Origin of the sequence: Micromonospora rifamycinica, from assembly GCF_900090265.1 — a bacterium.
GTDB lineage: Bacteria > Actinomycetota > Actinomycetes > Mycobacteriales > Micromonosporaceae > Micromonospora > Micromonospora rifamycinica.
The window spans coordinates 182,735-204,357 of the sequence record NZ_LT607752.1; the positions used below are offsets into that span (position 1 = coordinate 182,735).

The following is a 21,623-nucleotide window of genomic DNA, read 5'->3' on the forward strand; positions in this document are numbered from 1 at the left end:
ATCGACATCGCGCAGGTGGGAGCATGCAACTTACCGAAGAAGCAACATTACGCAGCCTGTTCGGCAGGATGGTGGGCGACGAGAAGCACGGATGGGCGGCGGCATCGACGCTGCACACCATCTGGGTCCTCTACGACCGGGTGCTCAACGTCTCGCCCGAGAACATCGACGACCCGGACCGGGACCGGTTCTTCCTCTCCAAGGGCCACGGGCCGATGGCCCTCTACGCGATGCTCGCCGCGAAGGGTTTCATCGCCCCGGAAGCCCTGGACACCTGGGCGCAGCTCGGTTCACCGCTCGGCCTGCACCCGGACCGGACCCTGGTACCCGGCGTGGAGATCAGCAGCGGCTCACTCGGGCACGGGCTTCCGCTGGCCGTGGGCACCGCCCTCGCGCTGCGCGCCGAGGGGCGGCGGGCCCGCGTGGTGGTGCTGATGGGCGACGGCGAGTTCGACGAGGGCAGCAACCACGAGGCGATCGCGATCGCGAGCCGCCTCGGGCTGGACCGCATCACCGCCATCGTGATCGACAACCGTTCGGCGAGCCTCGGCTGGCCGGACGGCATCGCCCGGCGCTTCGAGGTGGAGGGCTGGCGGGCGGCCACCGTGGACGGACGCGACAACGACGAGTTGTACCGGGCGCTGACCCAGGAACCCGACGGACGGCCGCAGGCCGTGGTCGCGGAGATCCGCCCGAACCGGGAAGGGAGCGCGGCATGACCATCCAGGTGGACCGGAAGTTGATGCGGTCCGTCTTCGTCGACACCGTGATCGAGTCACTGGCGACCGATCCCAAGCTGGTCCTGCTGACCGCGGACATCTCGTCCTGGTCGTTCGACGAGGCCCGGGTCACCTATCCCGACCGCGTGATCAACGTGGGCATCCGCGAGCAGGCGATGATCGGGATGGCCGGCGGCCTGGCGCTCAACGGCTTCCGGCCGGTGGCGCACACCTACACGCCGTTCCTCGTGGAGCGTCCGTTCGAGCAGATCAAGCTCGACCTCGGGCACCAGGACGTCGGTGCGGTGCTGGTCAGCATCGGCGGCTCCTACGACGACCTGCCGCGCGGCCGGACCCACCAGGCCCCGGGCGACGTCGCGCTGTTCGACACGTTGCCCGGCTGGACCGTGCACGTGCCGGGGCACGAGGACGAGGCCGAGAAGCTGATCCGGGACGCGATCGCCGGCGACGGGCGGGTCTACGTGCGGCTGTCCGACAAGGCCAACGCCGAGGCCGCGCCGGTGCTGGACGGCTTCACCGTCCTGCGGCAGGGCAGCGCCGGTGTGGTGGTCGCCGTCGGGCCGGTCTGCGACGACGTGCTCGCCGCGACCGCCACGGCGGACGTGACGGTGCTGTACGCCTCCACCATCCGGCCGTTCGACCACGCCGGCCTGCGGGCCGCGGTGGCCGGCGCCCAGCCCAACGTGGTGGTGGTCGAGCCGTACCTGCGGGGGACCTCCGCGCACGAGGTGGCCGAGGCGCTCGGCGACGTACCCCACCGGTTGCGGTCGCACGGGGTGCGGCGGGACGAGGAGGTCCGCGCCTACGGCCGGGCGACGGACCATGACCGGCTGCACGGCCTCGATGCCGCGAGCCTGGCCGAGTCGATCGGCGAGTTCCTCCGCTAGGCCGGACGTCGCCCACGGCGGACGCCGGCTCCCGGGCCGGCGTCCGCGTCGGGCGCTGGGTGCCCCGGGCCGGCGTCCGCGTCGGGCGCTGGGTGCCCGCCCGGCCGGTGCGCGCCCGGCGTGCCCGGCGTGCCCGGCGCGCCCGGGGCGCCCGGGGCGCCCGGGGCGGACGCGACGTCGACGAGACACGCGCCGTGGTGGTGGCGCCACCGGGTCCGACCCGGAGGCGATGGCCATTACCATGGGTGCTGCACCGGGCGGCCAGGCCCTCCCGGTGCCCATGTTCTGGTGGTTCCTGTTCTGTGGGGTGGTGGTCGCGGTGGCGGTCGGAACGATTCTCAGCTTCGACGACGTGAAGGGTTACGGTTTCATCCGGCCGGAGGGCGGTGGTGAGGACGTCTTCGTGCACGCGAACGACTTCGGTGACCAGCGGCCGTCCGTGTCGGCGGGCATGCGCGTGGAGTTCGACTCGGTGGAGGGCAACCGCGGCGTCAAGGCGTTGTACGCGCGTCTGCTCAATCCCGGCGCGGGAGCGCCGGTGCGGTCGGTGACGGCGTCCGGCTCGGCCCCCTCGACGAGGGTGGCGGCCGACGACCGGGGCGAGGACGACGAGTGCGACGTCCTGACCCCCGCCGCCTTCCGCGCCGCCATCACCGATCTGCTGGTGGAGCAGGTCCCGACGCTGACCGGCGGGCAGATCGGCCAGATCCGGCAGCACCTCGCGCAGTTCGCCCGCTCGCACGGGTGGATCGAGGACTGACCTCCCCGGCGTCACCCCGGGTCCACCGCGTGGACCCGGGGTGACGCCGGCTACGCCGCGCGGCAGGGCCGAGGCCGGCCGCTCTCGCCGTCCTGCCAGGCCTTCCCGTCGTCCGCCCGGCGGCCCGGGACGCCCGGCGGCCCATCCCGCCTCCGGGCGTGACGGGAGCGCGGGTCGTTTCGTCAATACTTGACGTCATCGATGTCAGCGATACCGTACGGGGGTCAGTGTCGCCCTGCCGCCCGCCCCCGAGGTGACCCGTTGAAGCGTCGTACCCTGCTCTCCGCCACCGGCGCCGCCGTCGCCGGGGCGACCCTGTGGCGTCCCGGGGCCGCGTCCGCCGCCGCCGGTGACGGCTACGCCATGGCGTACTTCACCGAGTCGCCGAGCATGACCGCCGCCAGCTACGGCCTGCACCTCGCCGTCAGCACCGACGGCCTGAACTGGACCCCGCTGAACCAGAACCGGCCCGTCGCCACGCCGACGCTGGGCAGCCGGGGCCTGCGCGACCCGTTCATCCTGCGCCGGCAGAACGGCGGGTTCGTGGTGCTGGCGACCGACCTCAACGGCACCGACTGGAACTACCAGAGCCAGTACCTGCACGTCTGGGACTCCGCCGACCTGCGGACCTTCACCGGGTACCGGCTGCTGAAGGTGCACTCCCTCGCCACCCACGCCTGGGCGCCGGAGGCGTACTGGGACGCCGGACGCGGCCGGTACGCGGTGGTCTACTCCGCGGTCACCGGCGGCCACAACGTGCTGATGGTGAACTACACCAGCGACTTCGTGACCGCCTCCGCCCCGCAGACGTTCTTCGACCCCGGTTACGACGCCATCGACGGCAGCTTCGTCAGCGTCGGCGGGGTCAACTACATGTACTTCAAGAACAACACCAACAGCACCCTGCTCGGCACCCGCTCCAGCACCCTCGACCCGGGCAGCTTCAGCATCCACACCACGGCGATCGGCCCGGGTCGAGGGGTCGAGGCGCCGCAGATCGTCAAGTCCCACACCGCGAACACCTGGTACCTGTGGGGCGACACGTGGAGCCCGAACGGCAGGTTCTTCTGCTGGCAGACCACCAACGTGGCGGGCGGCTCGTGGAGCCTGCTCAACGACCGGTCGTACACCCAGCCGCTGAACTCGAAGCACCCGGGGATCATCCCGCTGACCGCGGCCGAGGTGACCGCGCTCACCGGCACCTGGGGCCTGCCCGCGTGGAACCGGGTGAAGTCGTACAACTTCCCGGACCGCTACCTGCGGCACGCCAACGGTGTCGGGCGCATCGACCCGTACCCCTTCGAGCCGTACCAGGACCAGTTGTGGACCCTGGTTCCGGGCCTGGCCGACCCGGCCGGGGTGTCGTTCCGCTCGGTGAACTACCCGGACCGGTACCTGCGCCATTACGACTACACGATCCGGCTGGCCGCGAACGACGGCACGAGCGCGTTCCGGGGTGACGCCACCTTCTACCGGACGGCCGGCCTCGCGGACGCCGCGTGGACGTCGTTCCGGTCGTACAACTACCCGGACCGGTACCTGCGCCACTACGACTACCTGCTGCGTATCGACCCGATCGGCACCGGCTCGCCGGCCACCGACAGGCAGGACGCCACCTTCCGGATCGGATACTGACCGCACCGGTCCCGGCCCACCCGCCGGGACCGGTGCGGTCGGCCCTATCCTGGCGCGGTGCCGTACGCCGATCTCCGTTGCGACCAGTGGAACGACCTGTCCGACGACGCCGCCGGCCGGCTGGCCCGGGAGATCGCGGCCCGGCACGGGCTGAGCCTGGTGGGCCTGCGGGACACCCGCTACGCGGGACGCGCGCACCGGACGGCGCTGTTCGACCGGGACGGGCTGCGGTTCGCGCTGGTCCCCGGCGGCCGGCCGACGCTCGGCCACGACGCGGCCCGGTTCCACCCCGGCGCGGGTCAGCTCGCCAGCTACACCGACAGCGCCGAGGAGTACGGCCTGCCGTCGCTGACCGAGCACGTCGACGCGATGACCTCGCCGGTGCGCGTCGTCGACCTGCCGGCGATGCTGGTCGCGGTGGAGGCGTTCGTCCCCGACGAGCTGCCGCTGCCCCCCGACGACCCCCGGGTCCGCGAACTCGTCGCGGCCACCGGGATCCGGGGCGGCGGGGCCGGCACGGTGCGCTCGGCCGACGGGCTGACCGTCGAGCTGGACCCGGACGGCCGGGTGCTGCGGGCCTGGGTGGTGGAGGAGGCCGACCACGACCAGGCGATGGCCGCCCTCGCCGCCCTCGGCCTGCGCACCGCGACCGCTGACGAATGGGAGTGGGCCTGCGGTGCCGGGGCGGACACCCTGTTCCGCTGGGGCGACGACAGCCCCGACGACGGTTACCCGGTGGAGCACCCGACCGGGGCGCACCGCACGGCGAACCTGTGGGGGCTGGCCATCGGTCAGGACCCCTACCGGTACGAGGTGACGACCGATCCGACAGTGGTCTGCGGCGGCGACGGCGGCGTCACCGCCTGCGGCGGCAGCGGCTTCTTCCTGGGCTGGCTTCCCCTCGCGACCTCCTACCGCGACGAGGAGTTCGGCCGGTGGCTCGTCTCCGCCGACGGGTACGCCGACGAGATCCTCACCCGGCCCGTGCTCGACCTGGGCTGACCGCGACCGACCGGTGGTCAGCCCTTCAGCGGGTACGGGACGAAGGTGCTGCGGTTCTCGTCCAGGTCGAGCCGGCCACTGATCGGCGCGGCGGCCCGCTGCGGGCAGGTCAGCCGTTCACAGGTCTTGCAGCCGGGGCCGATCGGCGTGACGGCGTCGGTGGCGTACAGGTCGATCCCGGTGGCGTAGACCAGCCGGTCGGCGTGCCGGGTCTCGCAGCCCAGCCCGATCGCGTAGACCTTGCCCGGCTGGTTGTAGCCGCCGTGGTGCCGGGTGATGGTGCGGGCGATCCACAGGTAGCGCTGCCCGTCGGGCATCGCGGCGACCTGCACCACCACCCGGCCGGGCGCGCCGAACGCCTCGTAGACGTTCCACAGCGGACAGGTGCCGCCGGTGAGCGAGAACGGGAAGCCGGTGGCGGACTGGCGTTTGGACAGGTTGCCGGCCCGGTCGACCCGGACGAAGGAGAACGGCACCCCGCGCGCCCGGGGTCGCTGCAACGTGCTGAGCCGGTGGCAGACCGTCTCCCAGCCCATGCTGAAGTGCTGGGTGAGCAGGTCGATGTCGTACCGACGCTGTTCCGCCGCCGCCAGGAACGGCTCGTAGGGCAGGATCAGCGCGGCGGCGAAGTAGTTGGCCAGGCCGACCCGGGTGAGGATCTGGGTCTGCGGGTCGTCGAACCGTTCCTCCTCCACGATCTCGTCGATCACGTCGGCGTACTCCAGCAGGGCGATCTGGGCGGCCATCCGCATCGCCTCCTGCCCGGCCCGCAGCGACGTCGACAGGTGCAGGGTGCGGGTCTGCGGGCGGTAGCGGTGCAGTTCGTCGCCGAGCAGGGTGGCGTCGTCGTGACGGACCTGCACCCCGTGCCGTCGGGCGAGCCGCTCCCGTAACCCGGACCGGATCTCGCCGCGGCGCAGCCCGACGGTGCCGGCCAGCCGTTCCGCCGCCTCGTCCAGGTCGGGCACGTAGTTCTGCCGCCGGTAGAAGAACTCGGTCACCCGGTCGTGCGGGCTGCGGCCGACCGTCTCCCGGTCGCCCAGCAGCTCGGCGAGCTGCTCGTCGGCCTGCCGGTAGCGGCGGTGCAGGTCGAGGACGGCCTCGGCGACCTCGGGCAGCCGGGTGGCCAGCTCGGTGAGGTCGGCGACGCCCGGCCGGCCGGGCAGCGCCTCGCGCAACCCGGCGACCAGCCGGGGGGTGTCCCGGGGGGCGAATACGGTCGGGTCGACGCCGAACACCTCGGTGATCCGCATCAGCACCGGCACGGTCAGCGGCCGGGTGTCGTGCTCGATCTGGTTGAGGTAGCTGGGCGAGATGTTGAGCAGCCGGGCCAGCCGGGACTGGCTCAGGGCGCGGTCCTCGCGCATCCGGCGCAGTCGGGCACCCGCGAAGGTCTTGCTCACCAGGCCCACCTCCCATCGCTCTTCCTGCAGCCCAGCGCGCCCTTGGCAGAGTGCGAATATATCTGTTCGCAACTTCGCAAAAGTGGGGGTGAACTTCTCAGAAGTTGGCTTCTTCCGTCCCTCGACCCGGCTCCGGACACCGTGTGACCGTGGGTGACACGCCGGCCGGGCAACACGCCGCACCACCGGGCGGAACGACGGTCCGGTGCCGGCGTCACGACATCCGAGGAGACGACATCATGCAGAACGCCGTGGAGCGGTTGCGGACCGAGTGGGAGACCGACCCCCGCTGGCGGGGAGTGCGCCGCAGCTACCGCGCCGAGGACGTGGTCCGGCTGCGCGGGGCCGTCCAGGAGGAGCACACCCTGGCCCGACGCGGGGCGGAACGGCTGTGGGAGCTGCTGCACACCGAGGACTACGTCCACGCCCTGGGCGCGCTCACCGGCAACCAGGCCGTGCAGATGGTCCGGGCCGGGCTCAAGGCCATCTACCTCTCCGGCTGGCAGGTGGCCGCGGACGCCAACCTCGCCGGGCACACCTACCCCGACCAGAGCCTCTATCCCGCCAACTCGGTGCCCGCCGTGGTGCGCCGGATCAACAACGCGCTGCTGCGCGCCGGCCAGATCACCACCGCCGAGGGCGACGACGGCGGCACCGACTGGCTCGCGCCGATCGTCGCCGACGCGGAGGCCGGCTTCGGTGGCCCGCTCAACGCCTACGAGCTGATGACCGCCATGATCGCAGCCGGCGCGGCGGGGGTGCACTGGGAGGACCAGCTCGCCGCCGAGAAGAAGTGCGGCCACCTGGGCGGCAAGGTGCTCGTCCCGACCGGCCAGCACGTCCGCACCCTGGAGGCGGCGCGGCTCGCCGCCGACGTGGCCGGGGTGCCGTCGGTGGTGATCGCCCGCACCGACGCACAGGCCGCCACCCTGCTCACCACCGACGTGGACGAACAGGACCGGCCGTTCGTCACCGGCGAGCGCACCGCCGAGGGGTTCTACCGGGTGCGCAACGGCGTCGAGCCGTGCATCGCCCGGGGACTGGCCTACGCCCCGCACGCCGACCTGCTCTGGATGGAGACCTCCACCCCCGACCTGGCGGTCGCCCGCCGCTTCGCCGAGGCGATCAGGGCCGAGTACCCGGACCAGCTCCTCGCCTACAACTGCTCGCCGTCGTTCAACTGGCGCAGGCACCTCGACGACTCGACCATCGCGAAGTTCCAGCGGGAACTCGGCCACCTGGGCTACCGGTTCCAGTTCATCACCCTGGCCGGCTTCCACGCCCTCAACTACTCGATGTTCGACCTGGCCCGGGGCTACGCCGCCGACGGCATGTCGGCCTACGTGGCGTTGCAGGAGCGGGAGTTCGCCGCCGAGCCGGCCGGCTACACCGCCGTCAGGCACCAGCGTGAGGTCGGCACCGGCTACTTCGACCTGATCAGCACCGTGCTCAACCCGGCCGCCGAGACCACCGCCCTGCGCGGCTCCACCGAGGAGGAGCAGTTCGCATGAGATACGAGATCATCGGCCCGCTGGCCGACCGCTTCGACGAGGTCCTCACCCCCGACGCGCTGGCGTTCCTGGTCGCGCTGGACAGCGAGTTCGCCGCCCGCCGGGTGGCCCTGCTGGACACCCGCCGGGCCCGCCGGGACCGGTACGCCACCGGCCAGTTCCCCGACTTCCTGCCGGAGACCGCCGCGGTCCGCGCCGATCCGGACTGGCGGGTGGCCCCACCGGCACCGGGCCTGGTCGACCGCCGGGTCGAGATCACCGGGCCGCCCGACCGCCGGATGACCGTCAACGCGCTCAACTCCGGAGCCCGGGTGTGGCTCGCCGACTTCGAGGACGCCACCGCCCCGACCTGGCACAACGTCATCTCCGGCCAGCTCAACCTGATCGACGCCCTGGACCGGCGGATCGACTTCACCGACCCGCGCGGCAAGCGGTACGCCCTCGGCGCGGAGCTGGCCACCATCGTCGTCCGACCGCGCGGCTGGCACCTGGTGGAGAAGGGTGTCGTGGTGGACGGCCGGCCCATCTCGGCCAGCCTGGTCGACTTCGGGCTCTACCTGTTCCACTGTGCCCGCCGGCAGCTCGACGCGGGCTCCGGGCCGTACTTCTACCTGCCGAAGCTGGAGGGCCACCGGGAGGCACGGCTGTGGAACGACGTCTTCGTCTTCGCCCAGCAGCGGCTCGGCCTGCCCCGGGGCACCATCCGGGCCACCACGCTGATCGAGACGGTCACCGCCGCCTTCGAGATGGAGGAGATCCTCTACGAGCTGCGGGAACACTCGGCAGGGCTGAACGCCGGCCGGTGGGACTACATCTTCAGCATGATCAAGAACTTCGGGCAGTGGGCGGACTTCGTCCTGCCGGACCGCGCCGAGGTCACCATGACGGTGCCGTTCATGCGGGCGTACACCGAGCTGCTGGTCGCCACCTGCCACCGGCGGGGGGCGCACGCGATCGGCGGGATGGCCGCCGTCATCCCGAACCGGGATCCGCAGGTCAACGAGGTGGCCCTCGACCGGGTGCGGGCGGACAAGCGACGGGAGGCCGGTGACGGGTTCGACGGCTCCTGGGTGGCCCATCCCGGCCTGGTCGACACCTGCCGGGAGGAGTTCGACACGGTGCTCGGTGACCGCCCCCACCAGCTCGACCGGCTGCGCGACGACGTCACCGTGACCGCCGTCGACCTGCTCGCCGTCGACAAGACCCCGGGCCAGGTCACCGCCGCCGGGTTGCGGGCCGACATCGCCGTCGCCGTGCGCTACGTGGACGCGTGGCTCGGCGGCACCGGCGCGGTGGCCCTGGAGAACCTGATGGAGGACGCGGCCACCGCCGAGATCGCCCGCTGCCAGGTCTGGCAGTGGCGGCACCACGGCACCCCGCTGGCCGACGGCGGTCGGGTGACCGAAGAGCTGGTCCGGTCGATCCTGGCCGAGGAGCTGGCCGCCCTGGTGACCGGACGCGGGGGAGCCGACCGGGAGCGCGCCGAGCGGGCCGCGCGGATCATCGAGGACACCGCCCTCGGCGAGGACCTGCCGGCCTTCTTCACCACCGTCGCGTACGCCCGGCATCTCGATCCGGCCCGCCGGCCCGCCGGGTCGGCCCGCTGACGATCCGGACCGGGCGACCGGGACGGGTCGACCGGCCCGTCCCGGCCCGCTGACGGCTCCGTTGCCCGTGCGCCGCGCCGCGCCGCGCCGCGCCGGGCCGTGCGGGGCGGGGCGGGCCGGTCGCGGGTGGCGCTCAGCCGGGTTCCCGGCCGGCGGAGGTGCGGCGCAGCTCGCGCAGCACACCGTGGCGGCGCAGCGCCCAGGTGAGGCGGGGGACGCTCGGGTGCCGGACGAACAGCACCACCGCCCGGCGGACCACGCCGCCCCGGTCGTCGTCGACCTGCCGCTCCACCGCCTGCCAGACCAGCTCGCGCACGCCGGCGCTGTCGAGCACCGCCCGTACTCCGCGCCGTACCTCGGGATCCTCGGCCGCCGAGGCGATGGCCGCCGCCCGACCCGGCCGGCTGGCCAGCGACGCCGTGACCGCCGCGACGAGCGGCCGGCGCACCTCGTCGCGCTCCAGCACCAGCAGCACCGCCTCCCGGATCTCGGTGGTGTCCAGGCCGGACCGCAGCAGGCCGAGCAGGCCGCGCTCCACCGCGCGGTCGTGCCCGGGGGCGGACAGCGCGGCCAGCAGCACCGCCACCTCGTCGAGATCGACGAGGTGGTGCACCCCGCTGCGGAACTCGGGCAGTTCCCAGACCGCCAGCAGGGCCGTGACGAGATCGCGGTTCACGCCCCCTGCGCTACCCGGGGACGGCCGGCGGCGAAACCCGGCCGGCCGGGTGCACCGGGGAGGGCGGTGCCGCCCGGCCGCCTGCGACGGCAGCCGGACCCGGTGCGGTCGGGTTGTTGTCGGGCCGGGTCAGGCGGGCGGGGTGCGGGGGATGCCGGCGAGCCGGCACACGGCGGCGAAGCCGTCCGGGCTGCCCGGCCAGTGCCGTCGCACGGCGTCGATGCCGGCGCGGCGGACCACGGAGCGCAGCACGGCCGCCACCACGATGGCGTCGTCGGCGTAGCCCAGCAGCGGGATGACGTCGGGGATCAGGTCGACCGGGCTGGCCAGGTAGGCGATCAGCAGGTAGAGCCGTACCCGCACGCCGGTCGGCAGGTCGGGGTCGGCGGCCAGGCGGCGTAGCGTCCGCAGCAGGTCGGGCAGGATCCGGATCGCCTCGGCGAGCAGGGAACCCTTCGGCCGCACCAACAGCAGGCCGATCGTCAGCGCCGCCCAGGAGGCGGCGAGCGCGACGGCGATGCCGAGGACGACCTTCCACGTCATCAGCCGAGTATCCCCGCCGGCCCGGTGCGGTGCCGGCCGTTGCGGTGCCGGCCCGGGCGGTGCCGGCCGTTGCGGTGCCGGCCCGGTGCTGTCGTACGGGCGGCCCGGTGGCGGGCTTTCGAATGTTTCGACCCCGGCGGCCCGGACGATCGGTGTGTTCGTCCGTCACCCGCCGACCCCGGCCGGATGGCACCCGACCCCCTGCTCCCCACCTGCGCAAACGCTGTCCCCGGCGGGCCAGGAGTTTTCCGGAACATTTCCGAAAGTTGTTGACAGTGTGGCCGACCGGTATCGATACTGACCCTTCGATAGGAATACACATGCATCGATTGTTGGCACCGGATGGCAGGGAGGCCCCGTGAGTAGCAGCCAGAGGCAGCGCAGGAGAGTACGCCGGTTGGCGCTACCGGCAGCGATGTTGTTGCTGGTCGGCGGCGCGGTGACGATCCAGTCCACCGCCCCGGCCGCCGCCGCGGAAACCACGCTGCGGGCCGCGGCGGCCAAGGCCGGGCTGTTCTTCGGCACCGCGTCCTCACCCAACCGGCTCTACCCGATCCTCGCCCAGGAATTCGGCCAGCTGACCCCCGAGAACGACATGAAGCCCGACCGCATCGCCACGTCGAGCGGCGGGCTGCAGAACACCAGCGGCGCGGACCAGCTGGTCAACCACGCGCAGAGCAACAACATGGTGGTCCGGGGGCACACGCTGGTGTGGCACTCGCAGGCCGGCGCGCTGCAGGGCGCGAGTCAGTCGACGCTGAACACCTTCATCGGCAACGCCATCAACCGGTGGGGCAGCAAGATCGCCTACTGGGACGTGGTCAACGAGTCGCTGGAGGACAACAACACCGGCCGCCGCCGCAACCAGTGGCCGCACACCATGAACCGGGACGCCAACGGCGACGGTGACTACTTCGACGCCGGCGACACCGACGTCATCCGGGACTCGTTCATCCGGGCCAAGCAGGTCGTGCAGGCCGGCGGCTACTCCACCAAGCTCTGCATCAACGACTACGACGTCGAGGGGCTGACCGTCAAGGGCGGTGGCCCGAACCGCAAGGCCAACGCGCTGTACGACATCGTCCGCACCTACCGGCAGTACATCGACTGCGTCGGGTTCCAGTCGCACTTCAACGACAACCCGAACAGCATCATCAGCGACGACCTCCAGGCCAACATCCAGCGCTTCGCCGACCTCGGCGTCGAGGTGCACCTCTCCGAGGTGGACATCGACGACGACCTGAGCAACAACGACATCGGCGCCGGCCAGGCGGAGAACTACCGCAAGGTCGTCCGGGCCTGCCTGAACGTGGCGAAGTGCACCGGCATCACCGTCTGGGGCATCTCCGACAGCGAGTCGTGGCGCTCCTCGGAGCGGGGCCTGCTGTTCACCGGCGGCAACGGCAACTACCAGAAGAAGTCGGCGTACTACGCCGTGCTCGACGAGCTGAACAAGGGCCGCGGCACCACCACTCCGCCGCCCACCACCACCCCGCCGCCGACCACGCCCCCGCCGACCACTCCGCCCCCGACGACGCCCCCGCCGACCACTCCGCCCCCGACGACGCCTCCGCCGACCACGCCTCCGCCGACCACGCCCCCGCCGGCCACGGGCTGCACGGCCACGGTCTCGCTGAACTCGTGGACCGGCGGTTTTGTCGCCACCGTGCGGGTCACCGCCGGCAGCTCGCCGATCAGCGGGTGGAACGTCCAGCTCACGCTGCCCTCCGGCGCGGCGGTGACCAGCGTGTGGAACGCCAACCGCACCGGCACCAGCGGCAGCGTGCAGTTCAGCAACGTCAACTACAACGGCTCGGTCAACGCCGGCCAGTACACCGAGTTCGGTTTCCAGGGCACCGGCGCCGCCAGCGGCCTGACCCCGGTCTGCACCGCCTCCTGAACACCACCTGTCCTGGACGGGCGCTGGCCGCCCGTCCAGGACAGGCCGGGAGTGTCGATCCAGGTGCCCCCGCGCAGTGCGGCACCCGCCCCCACCACCCGCCCCACCACCTCCGCACCGCCGGAAGCGCTCATCCGGTCGCCGACCTGACGACCGGCCAGGTTCCCGGCGCGGGCGGGGGAGCGGCCCGCCCGCCTACCCCGCCCCCGACCTCGGCGGCGGGGGGAGCAGCGGGTGTTCTCTATATTGGTGAGACCCGCCCCAGCCGGTCGAACTGTCCTGACGGGGCTCGACGGGTCGGCCAGAGGGGGACGTGGATGGCACTGACCGACGACGCGATCGCCAGAATCCGGAGCATGATCTCCAGCGGTGAGCTGCCGCCGGGCGCGCGTCTCCCCCCGGAGCCGCAGTTGGCCGCGCAGATGGGGTTGTCCCGCAGCGGCGTCCGGGAAGCGGTCAAGGTGCTCGAATCGGCCCGGGTGCTCGACGTACGCCGCGGCGACGGGACGTACGTCACCAGCCTCGCCCCCCGGCTGCTGCTGGAGGGCCTGGGTGTCGCGGTCGAGCTGCTGCGCGACGACACCCTGCTGGAGGTCATGGAGGTACGCCGGATGCTGGAGCCGATGGCGACCGGGCTGGCGGCGCTGCGGATGACCGAGGCCAGGCTCGACGAACTCCGGCACATCCTGGCGGAGATGCGGGCCGCGGCCGACGACGCGGAGAAGCTGATCGGGTTCGACGCGGCCTTCCACCACACCGTCGTGGCGACCACCGGCAACGAGACCCTCACCTCACTGCTCGACGGCCTGTCCAGCCGTACCCTGCGCGCCCGGGTGTGGCGGGGGCTGATCGAGGGCAACTCGGCGCACCAGACGATCGACGAACATCACGCGATCTATCTGGCGCTGCGGTCACGCGACCAACTGCTCGCCCAGGCGAGTGCGCTGATCCACGTCAACACCTCCGAGGCGTGGTTGCGCACCGTGCTCGCGGCCCAGGCGGCCGACGCCTGACCACCCCGGCGGCCCGGAGCAGCCGGGCCGTGCCCGGAGCAGCCGGGCCGTGCCGGGAGCAGCCGGCGGCCGGGTCTCACCCGGTCGACGCTCCGGCCGCCGCCACCGCCCACTGTGGGCCGTCCGGGAAGCGGAAGGCGGCCAGGGACGCCGGCAGGATCTCCGCGCTCATCCCCGGTGCGGTGGGGGCCAGGTACCGCCCTGCGCTGACCCGCGCCGGGTCGACGAAGTGCTCGTGCAGGTGGTCGACGTACTCGATGGCCCGGTCGTCGGTGCTGCCGCTGAGCGCCACGAAGTCGAACATCGCCAGGTGCTGTACCAGCTCGCACAACCCGACCCCACCGGCGTGCGGACAGACCGGCACCCCGAAGCGCGCGGCGAGCAGCAGGATCGCCAGGTTCTCGTTGACCCCGGCGACCCGGCAGGCGTCGATCTGCACCACGTCGACCGCGTCGGCCTGGAGCAGTTGTTTGAACATCACCGCGTTGTGCACGTGCTCGCCGGTGGCCACCCGGATCGGGGCGAGCGCCGCGCGGACGGCGGCGTGCCCGAGCACGTCGTCCGGCGACGTCGGCTCCTCGATCCAGTACGGGTCGAACACGGCGAGTTCGCGCATCCACCGGATCGCCTCGGGCACCCCCCAGATCTGGTTGGCGTCGACGGCGAGGCGGATCTCCGGCCCGACGGCCCGCCGGGCGATGCCCATCCGACGTACGTCGTCGGCGAGGTTCCCGCCCACCTTCAGCTTGATCAGTCGGTAGCCGTCCCGCACCGCCTCCGCGCAGAGCCGGGCCAGCTTCTCGTCGTCGTAGCCCAGCCAGCCCGGGGTCGTGGTGTAGGCCGGATAGCCCTCGGCCCGCAGCCGGCGTTCGCGGTCGGCCCGGCCGTCGCCGGCCCGACGCAGCAGGGCGAGCGCGTCGTCCTCGGTGAGCGCGTCGCGCAGGTAGCGGAAGTCGATCTGGCCGACCAGTTGTTCCGGGGTGAGGTCGGCCAGCAGCTTCCACAGTGGCTTGCCTGCCCGCCGGGCCGCGAGGTCCCACACCGCGTTGACCAGGCCCCCGGCGGCCATGTGCACGACCCCCTTCTCCGGTCCCAGCCAGCGGATCTGGCTGTCGCCGACGAGCCGCCGCGCGAGCGCGCCCGGGTCGGCGGTCAGTTCGTCGACCGGCTGGCCGACCACCATCGCGGCGAGCGACCGGACGGCGGCGACCTGGATCTCGGTGCCGCGTCCCACGGTGAAGACCAATCCGTGCCCCTCCGCCCCGGCCGAGGTCCGCAGGACGACGTAGGCGGCGGAGTAGTCGGGGAACGGGTTCATCGCGTCGGATCCGTCCCGGTGGACGGAGGTGGGGAAGCGTACGTCGATCGTCTCTACCGACGAGATGCGCTCAGTCAACGGGACTCCTGGGTGGGGAACGGTTGTCGGTCTGCCGCCCGACTCGTGGGCGTGGCTCGCGGGTCCGGCCGACGGACCGCGCGGGTTCAGGTCTGTGCCCTGCCGCCGGTGATGCGCGACACCACCAGGGCGACCAGGATGACCGCGCCGTTGAGGAAGTTCGTCCACTGCGCGGGCACCCCGGCCAGGGTCAGCACGTTGATGATCATGAAGAGCAGCAGGACGCCGGTGAAGGCGCCGAAGACGCTGCCCTTGCCGCCGTTGAGGCTGACGCCGCCGATCACCGCCGCCGCGAAGACCTGGAAGATCGCGCCGTCGCCCTGGGCCGCCGGCACCGCCGCCAGCCGGCCGCTGATCAGCAGCCCGGCGAGGGCGGCGAGCACGCTGGCCACGACGAGCGCGATCCACAGCACCCGGTCGGTACGGATGCCCGCGGCGCGGGCCGCGTCGACGTTGCCGCCGATGGCGTACAGCGACCGGCCGGCACGGGTGTAACCGAGGACCACGATCCCGACGGCGAACAGCAGCAGCGACAGCCAGATCGAGGCCGGTATCCCGACCCAGCTGGTGGAGCCGAGATACGTCATCGACCCGGGCAGCGCGAAGAAGGTCTGCCCGCCGGAGATCCCGGTGAGCAGCCCGCGCAGGATGATCAGCATGCCCAGCGTCACGATGAAGCCGTTGAGGCCGAACCGGACGATGAGCAGCCCGTTGAACGCCCCGACCAGGGCGCCGACCAGCAGCACCACCGGCACCGCCCAGGCGTCCGGGAGCAGGCCGAGCCCCAGCCCCCGGGTGAGCGCGGGGTCGACGACCAGCCAGGCGGCGATGCCCGGGGCGAGCCCGAAGGTGGACTCCAGGGAGAGGTCCATCTTGCCGGTGATCAGCACGATGGTCTGGGCCAGCACCAGGATGGCGATCTCCGACATGCTCTGCAGCACGTTGACGACGTTGTCGGCGCTGAGGAAGACCGGGCTGATGATCCACCCGACGATCGCCACCGCGACGATCGCCGGCACCAGCGCCAGGTCGCGCAGCCGGGCGAGCGCCAGGTGCCGCGACGGCGGGCGGGTCGGTGGCGGCGCCGGAGGCGACGCCTTCCCGGTGGACAGCGTCTCAGACATGGTGGAGGTCCACCCCTTCCATGGCGGCTACCAGATCGTTGTCGCGCCAGCCGTGGGCCAGCTCGCCGACCACCCGACCCTGGAACATCACCAGCACCCGGTCGCAGATGCGCAGGTCGTCGAGTTCGTCGGAGACCACCAGCACCGCGGCGCCCCGCCGTCGCACGTCCTCGACGACCCCGAGCAGGGTCTGCTTGGCCCGCACGTCGACCCCGGCGGTGGGCGTGACGAGCACCAGCAACCGCGGGTCGTTGGCCAGCGCCCGGCCCATGACGACCTTCTGCTGGTTGCCGCCGGACAGCTCGGAGACCGGCACCTGCGGGCCGGCCGCCTTGATCGTCAGGTCGGCGATCGTCCGCCGGGCCAGGGCGTCGCGGCGGGCCGACGAGATGAGGCCGTACCGCCCGACCCGGTGCGGCACCGTCATCGTGACGTTCTCCGCGACGGACAGGGACGGCACCAGACCCTCCCGGTGCCGGTCCTGCGGCACCAGCCCGACACCGGCGGCGAGGGCGTCGGGCACACTGCCCGGCCGCAGCACGCGGCCGGCGAGGGTGACCGTGCCGCCGGCCGGACGGGCGAGACCGACGATCGCCTCGGCGACCTCGACCTTGCCGCTGCCCCCGCTGCCGGCCAGGCCGACGACCTCGCCCGCCCGGGCCTCCAGCGACAGCTCGGCACCGGACGCGGTGACCAGGTCGCGTACCGCGAGCAGCACCGGCGCGTCGGCCGTCGGCGGCCGGTGGTCGGCCACCGGCATCGTCACGTCCTCCCCGGTCATCGCGGCGACCAGCGCCTGCCGGCTCAACGCGGCGACCGGCGCGGTGACGATGTGCCGGGCGTCGCGGAAGACCGTGACCCGGTCGCACAACTCGTAGATCTCCTGGAGGTGGTGGCTGATGAACAGGAACGTCACGCCGTGCGCCCGCAGGTCCCGGATCCGGGTGAACAGGCGGTTGATGCCCGCCGCGTCGAGCTGGGCGGTCGGTTCGTCGAGGATGATGAACCGCGCGCCGAAGGACAACGCGCGGGCGATCTCCACGAACTGCCGCTGCTCGACCGAGAGCGCCGAGGCCGGCTGGCGCACGTCGACGTCGACCGACCAGTCCGCCAGCAGCTGTTCGGCCTCCCGGCGCAGCCGCGACCAGTGGATCAGGCCGCTGCGGGAGCGCGCGTGCCGGTGCAGGAACAGGTTCTCCGCCACGGTCAGGGTCGGGATGATCGTCGACTTCTGGTAGACGCACGCCACCCGCTGTCGCCAGGCGTCGCGGTCGCCCAGCGGGGGCGCCGGCCGCCCGGCGAAGGCCACCGCCCCGCCGTCGGCGGCCTGCAACCCGGTGAGGATGCTCACCAGCGTCGACTTGCCGGCGCCGTTGCGCCCCACCAGGGCGTGCGCCTCACCACGGCGGACGGTGATCTCGGCCCGGGACAGGGCGAGGGTGGACCCGAACCGTTTGGTGATCTCCACGGCCTCGACGACCGGCGGGTCGTCGTCGACCGGCCCGCCGTCCGGGCGGGGCGCGGTGGCACTCATCCCTGACGACCCCACAGCGACGTGTCGTCGAACTTCACCGTGGGCTGGCCGCCGACCGGTGCGCCGTCCAACGTCACCAGCGGTGCGGGAAGCTGGTCCTCGAGCAGGCCCTCGCGCACCCGGATGATGGTGCTGCCGTGCTCGGTGGGGCCGGGTTGGAACGTCCTGCCCTCGATCGCCGCCTTGGCGTACTCCAGCCCGTACCGGGCGTAGAGGTCCGCGGGCTGGCTGACGGTGGCGTCGATCAGGCCGTCGCCGATGTTCTTCAGCTCCTCGGGGATGCCGTCGTTGGAGACGACGAAGACGTGCTTCGGGTCGGTCGGCGGCACCTGGAGGCCGCGCTGCTTGAGGATCTGCAGGGTGCCCGACAGGGCGAACGAGGACTGCATGTAGATGCCCTTGACGTCCGGGTCGGAGGCGAACCGGGTCTGCAGCTTCGACGCCGCCACGTCGGCCTTCCAGTCGGTCGCCTCACCGAACACCGTGATGCCGGGGAAGTCCTTGGCCATGCACTCCTTGAACGCCTCGGTGCGGTCCCGCCCGTTGATCGAGTCCAGGCCACCCTGGAGCATGACGACCTTGCCCCGACCGCCGAGCTTGCTGCCCAGGAACTGGCAGGCCTTGGTGCCGTAGGCCCGGTTGTCGGCGCGGACCACCATGAACACCGTGCCGGTGTCGGGGCGGGTGTCGATGGTGACCACCGGGATCTTGCGGCTCTCCAGCTGGCTCAGCGTCGGCGCGACGGCGGCGGTGTCCTGCGGGGCCATCACCACCCCCTTGACGCCCTGACTCATGAAGGTCTGGGCGTTCGAGATGAGGTTCGCGATGTCGTTCTGCGAGTTGGTGGTCTTGAGGTCCACCCCGAGTTCGTCGGCGGACTGCGGCACGTACCTGATGTAGGAGTTCCAGAAGTCGGTGTCGGAGCGCGGGTAGTCGACCCCGATCAGCGCCCGGCCGCCCCCCGCGGCTCCGTCGCCGTCCCGGTCACCGCAGCCGGCGGCGAGGGCGGCCGTCGCGCCGAGCAGCACCGTCAACCCCGCGCTGAGCAGCTGTCTGTGGTTCATTGGGTCTCTCCGTTTCCCCGGGCGTGGTCCGCGCGCCTGCTGGGGCGGGACGGGTGGTGGGTGTCGTGCGTGGAGGATGACCCGCCCGGCGTCGATACATCAGACGTTAGAGTTTACAATGGTCAACGTCAATGCCTGCCATTCCCGCGCTGCGCATCTTGCACGGTTGTCCCGTGCCGAGGGGCCGGTGCGTGGGAACGGGTAGACGTCAGACCAATGCCGGTATCGTGCCCGGGCGGAGCCGGCGGCCCCCGGGTTCCGCCGGCCCCCGCCCTTGTCGGCGGGACGGGGACCGGGCCGGAGGCCCGCCGTCCGGGTCGCCCACCTTCCATCCAGTGGAAGACGCCGTCCCCGCTGCCCACACCGCACGGGATGATGCGGTGACATCGACCCTCGTCGAGAAGGAGGTCAGTCGGATGGCGTTCGCCCGGGACCAGTGGTATGTGGCGGCCCACAGCGACGAGGTCGGCCGGGGGCTGCTCGCCCGCACCGTGCTCGACGAGCCGTTGGTGCTCTACCGCAACGGGGCGGGGCAGGCGGTGGTGCTCGCCGACCGGTGCGTGCACCGGCGCTACCCGTTGTCGCGGAGCCGGCTCGACGGCGACACGGTCGTCTGCGGCTACCACGGCTTCACCTACGACCCGACCGGCGCGTGCGTCCTCGTACCCGGTCAGCAGCGCATCCCGCGGACCGCGCGGGTCGCCGCCTACCCGGTGGTGGAGCAGGACACCTTCGTCTGGGTCTGGATCGGCGACCCGGACCGGGCCGACCCGGCGGCCATCCCGCGCGCGCCGTGGCTGGCCGACCCCGGGTACGCGGTGGTCCGCGGGATGGCCCCGCTGGACGCGCGGTACGAGCTGCTGGTCGACAACCTGCTGGACCTGTCGCACGAGACCTACCTGCACGGCGGTCACATCGGCACGCCGGAGGTGGCGGACACCCCGATCACCACCGAGGTGGACGAGGACCGGGCCATCGTCTACGTCAGCCGGCACATGGACGACGCCGAGTGCCCGCCGTTCTACGCCCGCTCGACCGGGATCCAGGGCCGGATCACCCGCTGGCAGGACATCGAGTACCACCCGCCCTGCCTCTACCTGCTGCACAGCCGGATCGCACCGCAGGGGGTGCTGCCGCCCGCCGAGGGGGCGGACAGCCAGGCCTTCCACGCCGAGATCGTGTACGCCATCACCCCGTCGACCGCGCACAGCACGTACGACTTCTGGGCGGTGGCGCGTGACTTCGCGGTCGACGACGAGTCGGTCAGCGAGTACCTCCACCAGAGCAACCACACCGTGGTCATGCAGGACGTGGCGGCGCTCAACATCCTGGAGCGGGTGATCGCCGCCGAGCCTGACGGCTACCGGGAGCTGAGCATCAACATCGACACCGGTGGCCTGGCCGCCCGGCGGTTGCTGGCCCGGATGGTCGGGTCCGCAACGGTGGGAGCGCCCCGGTGACCTCCGCTCCGGCCGGGACGCCCGCCGGGGACCGCGTCCACCGGATCCACTGGCTGCCGGGCACGGACACGCTGCGCGGGGTCTGCCACTGCGGCGCGGAGCGGGTCGCCGTCGAGCCGGTCGCGTTGTGGGAGTGGCTGCTCGGCCATCCGCGGGACCACCAGGATCCAGCGGTGCCGGGGGACCGACCGGTGGCGTCGGCGGGGGACCGACCGGCGGTGCCGGCGGGGGACCGACCGGTGGCGTCGGCGGGGAACCGACCGGCGGTGCGGGCGTGACCGAAGAGGCGGTGGCCGGGGAGGCGGTGACGGACGAGGAGCCGGCCGGGGAGGCGGTGGCCGGGCTGGAGTTGACGGTCGTGGCCCGCGACCGGGTGGCGACGGAGGTGGTGGCGCTCACCCTGGGCCGCCCGGACGGCGGTGAGCTGCCCGGCTGGACCCCGGGCGCGCACGTCGACCTGGAGCTGGGGCCGGGACTGGTCCGTCAGTACTCGCTGTGCGGCGACCCGGAGGAGCGGACCACGATGCGGATAGCCGTGCAGCGTGAGCCGGCCGGGCGCGGGGGTTCCCGGCTGGCCCACGAGCGGCTCACCGTCGGCGCGACCGTCCGGGTGCACGGCCCCCGCAACACCTTCCCGCTGGTCGCGGCCCGGCGCTACCTCTTCGTCGCCGGTGGCGTCGGCATCACCCCGATCCGGCCGATGGTGGCCGCCGCCGACGCCGCGGGCGCCGACTGGCGACTGGTGTACGGCGGACGCAGCCGGGCCACCATGGCCTTCGCCACCACCCTGCGGCAGCGCTACGGCGGCCGGGTGAGCCTGTACCCGCAGGACGAGACCGGGCTGCTCGACCTGGCCGCCGTGCTGGCCGGTCCCGACGTCGGCACGGTCTACTGCTGCGGCCCGGAATCCCTGGTCACGGCGGTGGAGGAGCACTGCCGTGGGTGGCCGCCCGGCTGCCTGCACGTCGAGCGGTTCGCCCCGCGCGACGACGGCCGGCCGGCGACGACGATCGACGGCGACGGCGGACCAGCGGGGACGACCGACGACGGCGGGCCGGCGACGGCGTTCGAGGTCGAGCTGGCGCTGTCCGGGCGTACGGTGACCGTGCCCCCGGGCACCTCGATCCTGCGGGCCGTCGAGGAGGCCGGCGTGCCGGTGCTGTCGTCGTGCCGGCAGGGCACCTGCGGCACCTGCGAGACCCCGGTGCTGGCCGGGGTGCCGGAGCACCGCGACAGCCTGCTCGGCGCCGCGGAACGGGCCGCCGGGGACGTCATGCTGATCTGTGTCTCCCGGGCCCGTACGCCCCGGCTGGTGCTGGAGCTGTGAGCCGCCGTCGGCGGCGGGGAGGAGGGCGGGGTGCGCGGGCA

19 protein-coding genes are annotated in these 21,623 nt (G+C 72.7%); 12 read left to right on the forward strand and 7 right to left on the reverse strand.

Annotated features, from left to right (window positions below; all coding sequences use genetic code 11):
- Positions 1–23: 23 nt before the first annotated feature.
- The 5 genes from GA0070623_RS00535 (at position 24) to GA0070623_RS00560 (ending at position 5,024) form a co-directional block, all read left to right on the forward strand.
- Positions 24–719 (forward strand): thiamine pyrophosphate-dependent enzyme, encoded by a 696-nt coding sequence (locus GA0070623_RS00535; protein ID WP_067307198.1) that lies wholly within the window; start codon positions 24–26, stop codon positions 717–719.
- Positions 716–1,627: a transketolase family protein gene (locus GA0070623_RS00540; protein ID WP_067307195.1), complete on the forward strand. Its 912-nt coding sequence runs from the start codon at positions 716–718 to the stop codon at positions 1,625–1,627. The genes GA0070623_RS00535 and GA0070623_RS00540 overlap by 4 nt, the downstream gene beginning before the upstream one ends.
- A 319-nt stretch (positions 1,628–1,946) precedes the next feature.
- The gene (locus GA0070623_RS00550) at positions 1,947–2,387 is read left to right on the forward strand and encodes a cold-shock protein (RefSeq protein WP_067315018.1); all 441 of its coding nucleotides are present in this window, start codon (positions 1,947–1,949) and stop codon (positions 2,385–2,387) included.
- A 261-nt stretch (positions 2,388–2,648) separates the two neighbouring features.
- Positions 2,649–4,022, forward strand: coding sequence for a glycoside hydrolase family 43 protein (locus GA0070623_RS00555; protein ID WP_067315010.1), 1,374 nt, complete (start codon positions 2,649–2,651; stop codon positions 4,020–4,022).
- Between the two features lie 57 nt (positions 4,023–4,079).
- Complete coding sequence (locus tag GA0070623_RS00560) at positions 4,080–5,024, forward strand: hypothetical protein (protein WP_067315012.1); 945 nt, start codon at positions 4,080–4,082, stop codon at positions 5,022–5,024.
- Positions 5,025–5,041: 17 nt separating this feature from the next.
- On the opposite strand, the gene GA0070623_RS00565 is transcribed toward GA0070623_RS00560, so the two are convergent.
- Complete coding sequence (locus GA0070623_RS00565) at positions 5,042–6,427, reverse strand: short-chain fatty acyl-CoA regulator family protein (RefSeq protein WP_067315020.1); 1,386 nt, start codon at positions 6,425–6,427, stop codon at positions 5,042–5,044.
- A 239-nt stretch (positions 6,428–6,666) separates the two neighbouring features.
- On the opposite strand from GA0070623_RS00565, the gene aceA reads away from it, so the two are divergent.
- The gene (aceA, locus tag GA0070623_RS00570; RefSeq protein WP_067315014.1) at positions 6,667–7,938 is read left to right on the forward strand and encodes an isocitrate lyase; all 1,272 of its coding nucleotides are present in this window, start codon (positions 6,667–6,669) and stop codon (positions 7,936–7,938) included.
- Complete coding sequence (aceB, locus tag GA0070623_RS00575; RefSeq protein ID WP_089003845.1) at positions 7,935–9,545, forward strand: malate synthase A; 1,611 nt, start codon at positions 7,935–7,937, stop codon at positions 9,543–9,545. Before aceA ends, aceB begins: the two co-directional genes overlap by 4 nt.
- A gap of 133 nt (positions 9,546–9,678) precedes the next feature.
- On the opposite strand, the gene GA0070623_RS00580 is transcribed toward aceB, so the two are convergent.
- Together GA0070623_RS00580 and GA0070623_RS00585 are read right to left on the reverse strand one after the other, a co-directional pair.
- Positions 9,679–10,221, reverse strand: coding sequence for a hypothetical protein (locus tag GA0070623_RS00580; protein WP_089003846.1), 543 nt, complete (start codon positions 10,219–10,221; stop codon positions 9,679–9,681).
- Positions 10,222–10,350: 129 nt separating this feature from the next.
- A complete protein-coding gene (locus tag GA0070623_RS00585) occupies positions 10,351–10,764 on the reverse strand; it encodes a YkvA family protein (RefSeq protein ID WP_067315784.1) in 414 nt (137 codons plus the stop codon).
- A gap of 358 nt (positions 10,765–11,122) precedes the next feature.
- Here GA0070623_RS00585 and GA0070623_RS00590 point away from each other — a divergent pair, with 358 nt between their 5' ends.
- Both GA0070623_RS00590 and GA0070623_RS00595 read left to right on the forward strand, forming a co-directional pair.
- Positions 11,123–12,664 (forward strand): endo-1,4-beta-xylanase, encoded by a 1,542-nt coding sequence (locus GA0070623_RS00590; RefSeq protein WP_089003847.1) that lies wholly within the window; start codon positions 11,123–11,125, stop codon positions 12,662–12,664.
- 317 nt (positions 12,665–12,981) lie between these two features.
- Positions 12,982–13,677, forward strand: coding sequence for a FadR/GntR family transcriptional regulator (locus GA0070623_RS00595; protein WP_067312180.1), 696 nt, complete (start codon positions 12,982–12,984; stop codon positions 13,675–13,677).
- Between the two features lie 76 nt (positions 13,678–13,753).
- Here GA0070623_RS00595 and GA0070623_RS00600 read toward each other — a convergent pair whose 3' ends face one another.
- From GA0070623_RS00600 to GA0070623_RS00615, 4 genes are all read right to left on the reverse strand, one after another.
- Complete coding sequence (locus GA0070623_RS00600; RefSeq protein WP_067312183.1) at positions 13,754–15,073, reverse strand: enolase C-terminal domain-like protein; 1,320 nt, start codon at positions 15,071–15,073, stop codon at positions 13,754–13,756.
- 86 nt (positions 15,074–15,159) lie between these two features.
- Positions 15,160–16,197, reverse strand: a complete 1,038-nt coding sequence (locus GA0070623_RS00605) for an ABC transporter permease (protein ID WP_067312187.1) — start codon at positions 16,195–16,197, stop codon at positions 15,160–15,162.
- Positions 16,190–17,731 (reverse strand): sugar ABC transporter ATP-binding protein, encoded by a 1,542-nt coding sequence (locus GA0070623_RS00610; protein WP_067312190.1) that lies wholly within the window; start codon positions 17,729–17,731, stop codon positions 16,190–16,192. The genes GA0070623_RS00605 and GA0070623_RS00610 overlap by 8 nt, the downstream gene beginning before the upstream one ends.
- Positions 17,728–18,795, reverse strand: coding sequence for a sugar ABC transporter substrate-binding protein (locus tag GA0070623_RS00615; protein ID WP_067312193.1), 1,068 nt, complete (start codon positions 18,793–18,795; stop codon positions 17,728–17,730). The genes GA0070623_RS00610 and GA0070623_RS00615 overlap by 4 nt, the downstream gene beginning before the upstream one ends.
- Positions 18,796–19,175: 380 nt before the next feature.
- On the opposite strand from GA0070623_RS00615, the gene GA0070623_RS00620 reads away from it, so the two are divergent.
- From GA0070623_RS00620 to GA0070623_RS00630, 3 genes are read left to right on the forward strand one after another with little or no spacing between them, the layout of a single operon-like run.
- Positions 19,176–20,255: an aromatic ring-hydroxylating dioxygenase subunit alpha gene (locus GA0070623_RS00620; RefSeq protein WP_231932609.1), complete on the forward strand. Its 1,080-nt coding sequence runs from the start codon at positions 19,176–19,178 to the stop codon at positions 20,253–20,255.
- A complete protein-coding gene (locus tag GA0070623_RS31300) occupies positions 20,252–20,533 on the forward strand; it encodes a hypothetical protein (RefSeq protein ID WP_067312201.1) in 282 nt (93 codons plus the stop codon). Before GA0070623_RS00620 ends, GA0070623_RS31300 begins: the two co-directional genes overlap by 4 nt.
- Entirely contained in the window at positions 20,530–21,582 is a 1,053-nt protein-coding gene (locus tag GA0070623_RS00630; protein WP_331715196.1) for a PDR/VanB family oxidoreductase, read from the forward strand. The genes GA0070623_RS31300 and GA0070623_RS00630 overlap by 4 nt, the downstream gene beginning before the upstream one ends.
- Positions 21,583–21,623 lie beyond the last annotated feature (41 nt).

Bases quoted from the DNA above. Each gene is read 5' to 3' on its own strand.
- GA0070623_RS00535 (WP_067307198.1), top strand. From the start codon at position 24: ATGCAACTTACCGAAGAAGCAACATTACGCAGCCTGTTCGGCAGGATG.
- GA0070623_RS00540 (WP_067307195.1), top strand. From the start codon at position 716: ATGACCATCCAGGTGGACCGGAAGTTGATGCGGTCCGTCTTCGTCGAC.
- aceA (WP_067315014.1), top strand. From the start codon at position 6,667: ATGCAGAACGCCGTGGAGCGGTTGCGGACCGAGTGGGAGACCGACCCC.
- aceB (WP_089003845.1), top strand. From the start codon at position 7,935: ATGAGATACGAGATCATCGGCCCGCTGGCCGACCGCTTCGACGAGGTC.
- GA0070623_RS00585 (WP_067315784.1), bottom strand. From the start codon at position 10,764: ATGACGTGGAAGGTCGTCCTCGGCATCGCCGTCGCGCTCGCCGCCTCC.
- GA0070623_RS00595 (WP_067312180.1), top strand. From the start codon at position 12,982: ATGGCACTGACCGACGACGCGATCGCCAGAATCCGGAGCATGATCTCC.
- GA0070623_RS00605 (WP_067312187.1), bottom strand. From the start codon at position 16,197: ATGTCTGAGACGCTGTCCACCGGGAAGGCGTCGCCTCCGGCGCCGCCA.
- GA0070623_RS00610 (WP_067312190.1), bottom strand. From the start codon at position 17,731: ATGAGTGCCACCGCGCCCCGCCCGGACGGCGGGCCGGTCGACGACGAC.
- GA0070623_RS00615 (WP_067312193.1), bottom strand. From the start codon at position 18,795: ATGAACCACAGACAGCTGCTCAGCGCGGGGTTGACGGTGCTGCTCGGC.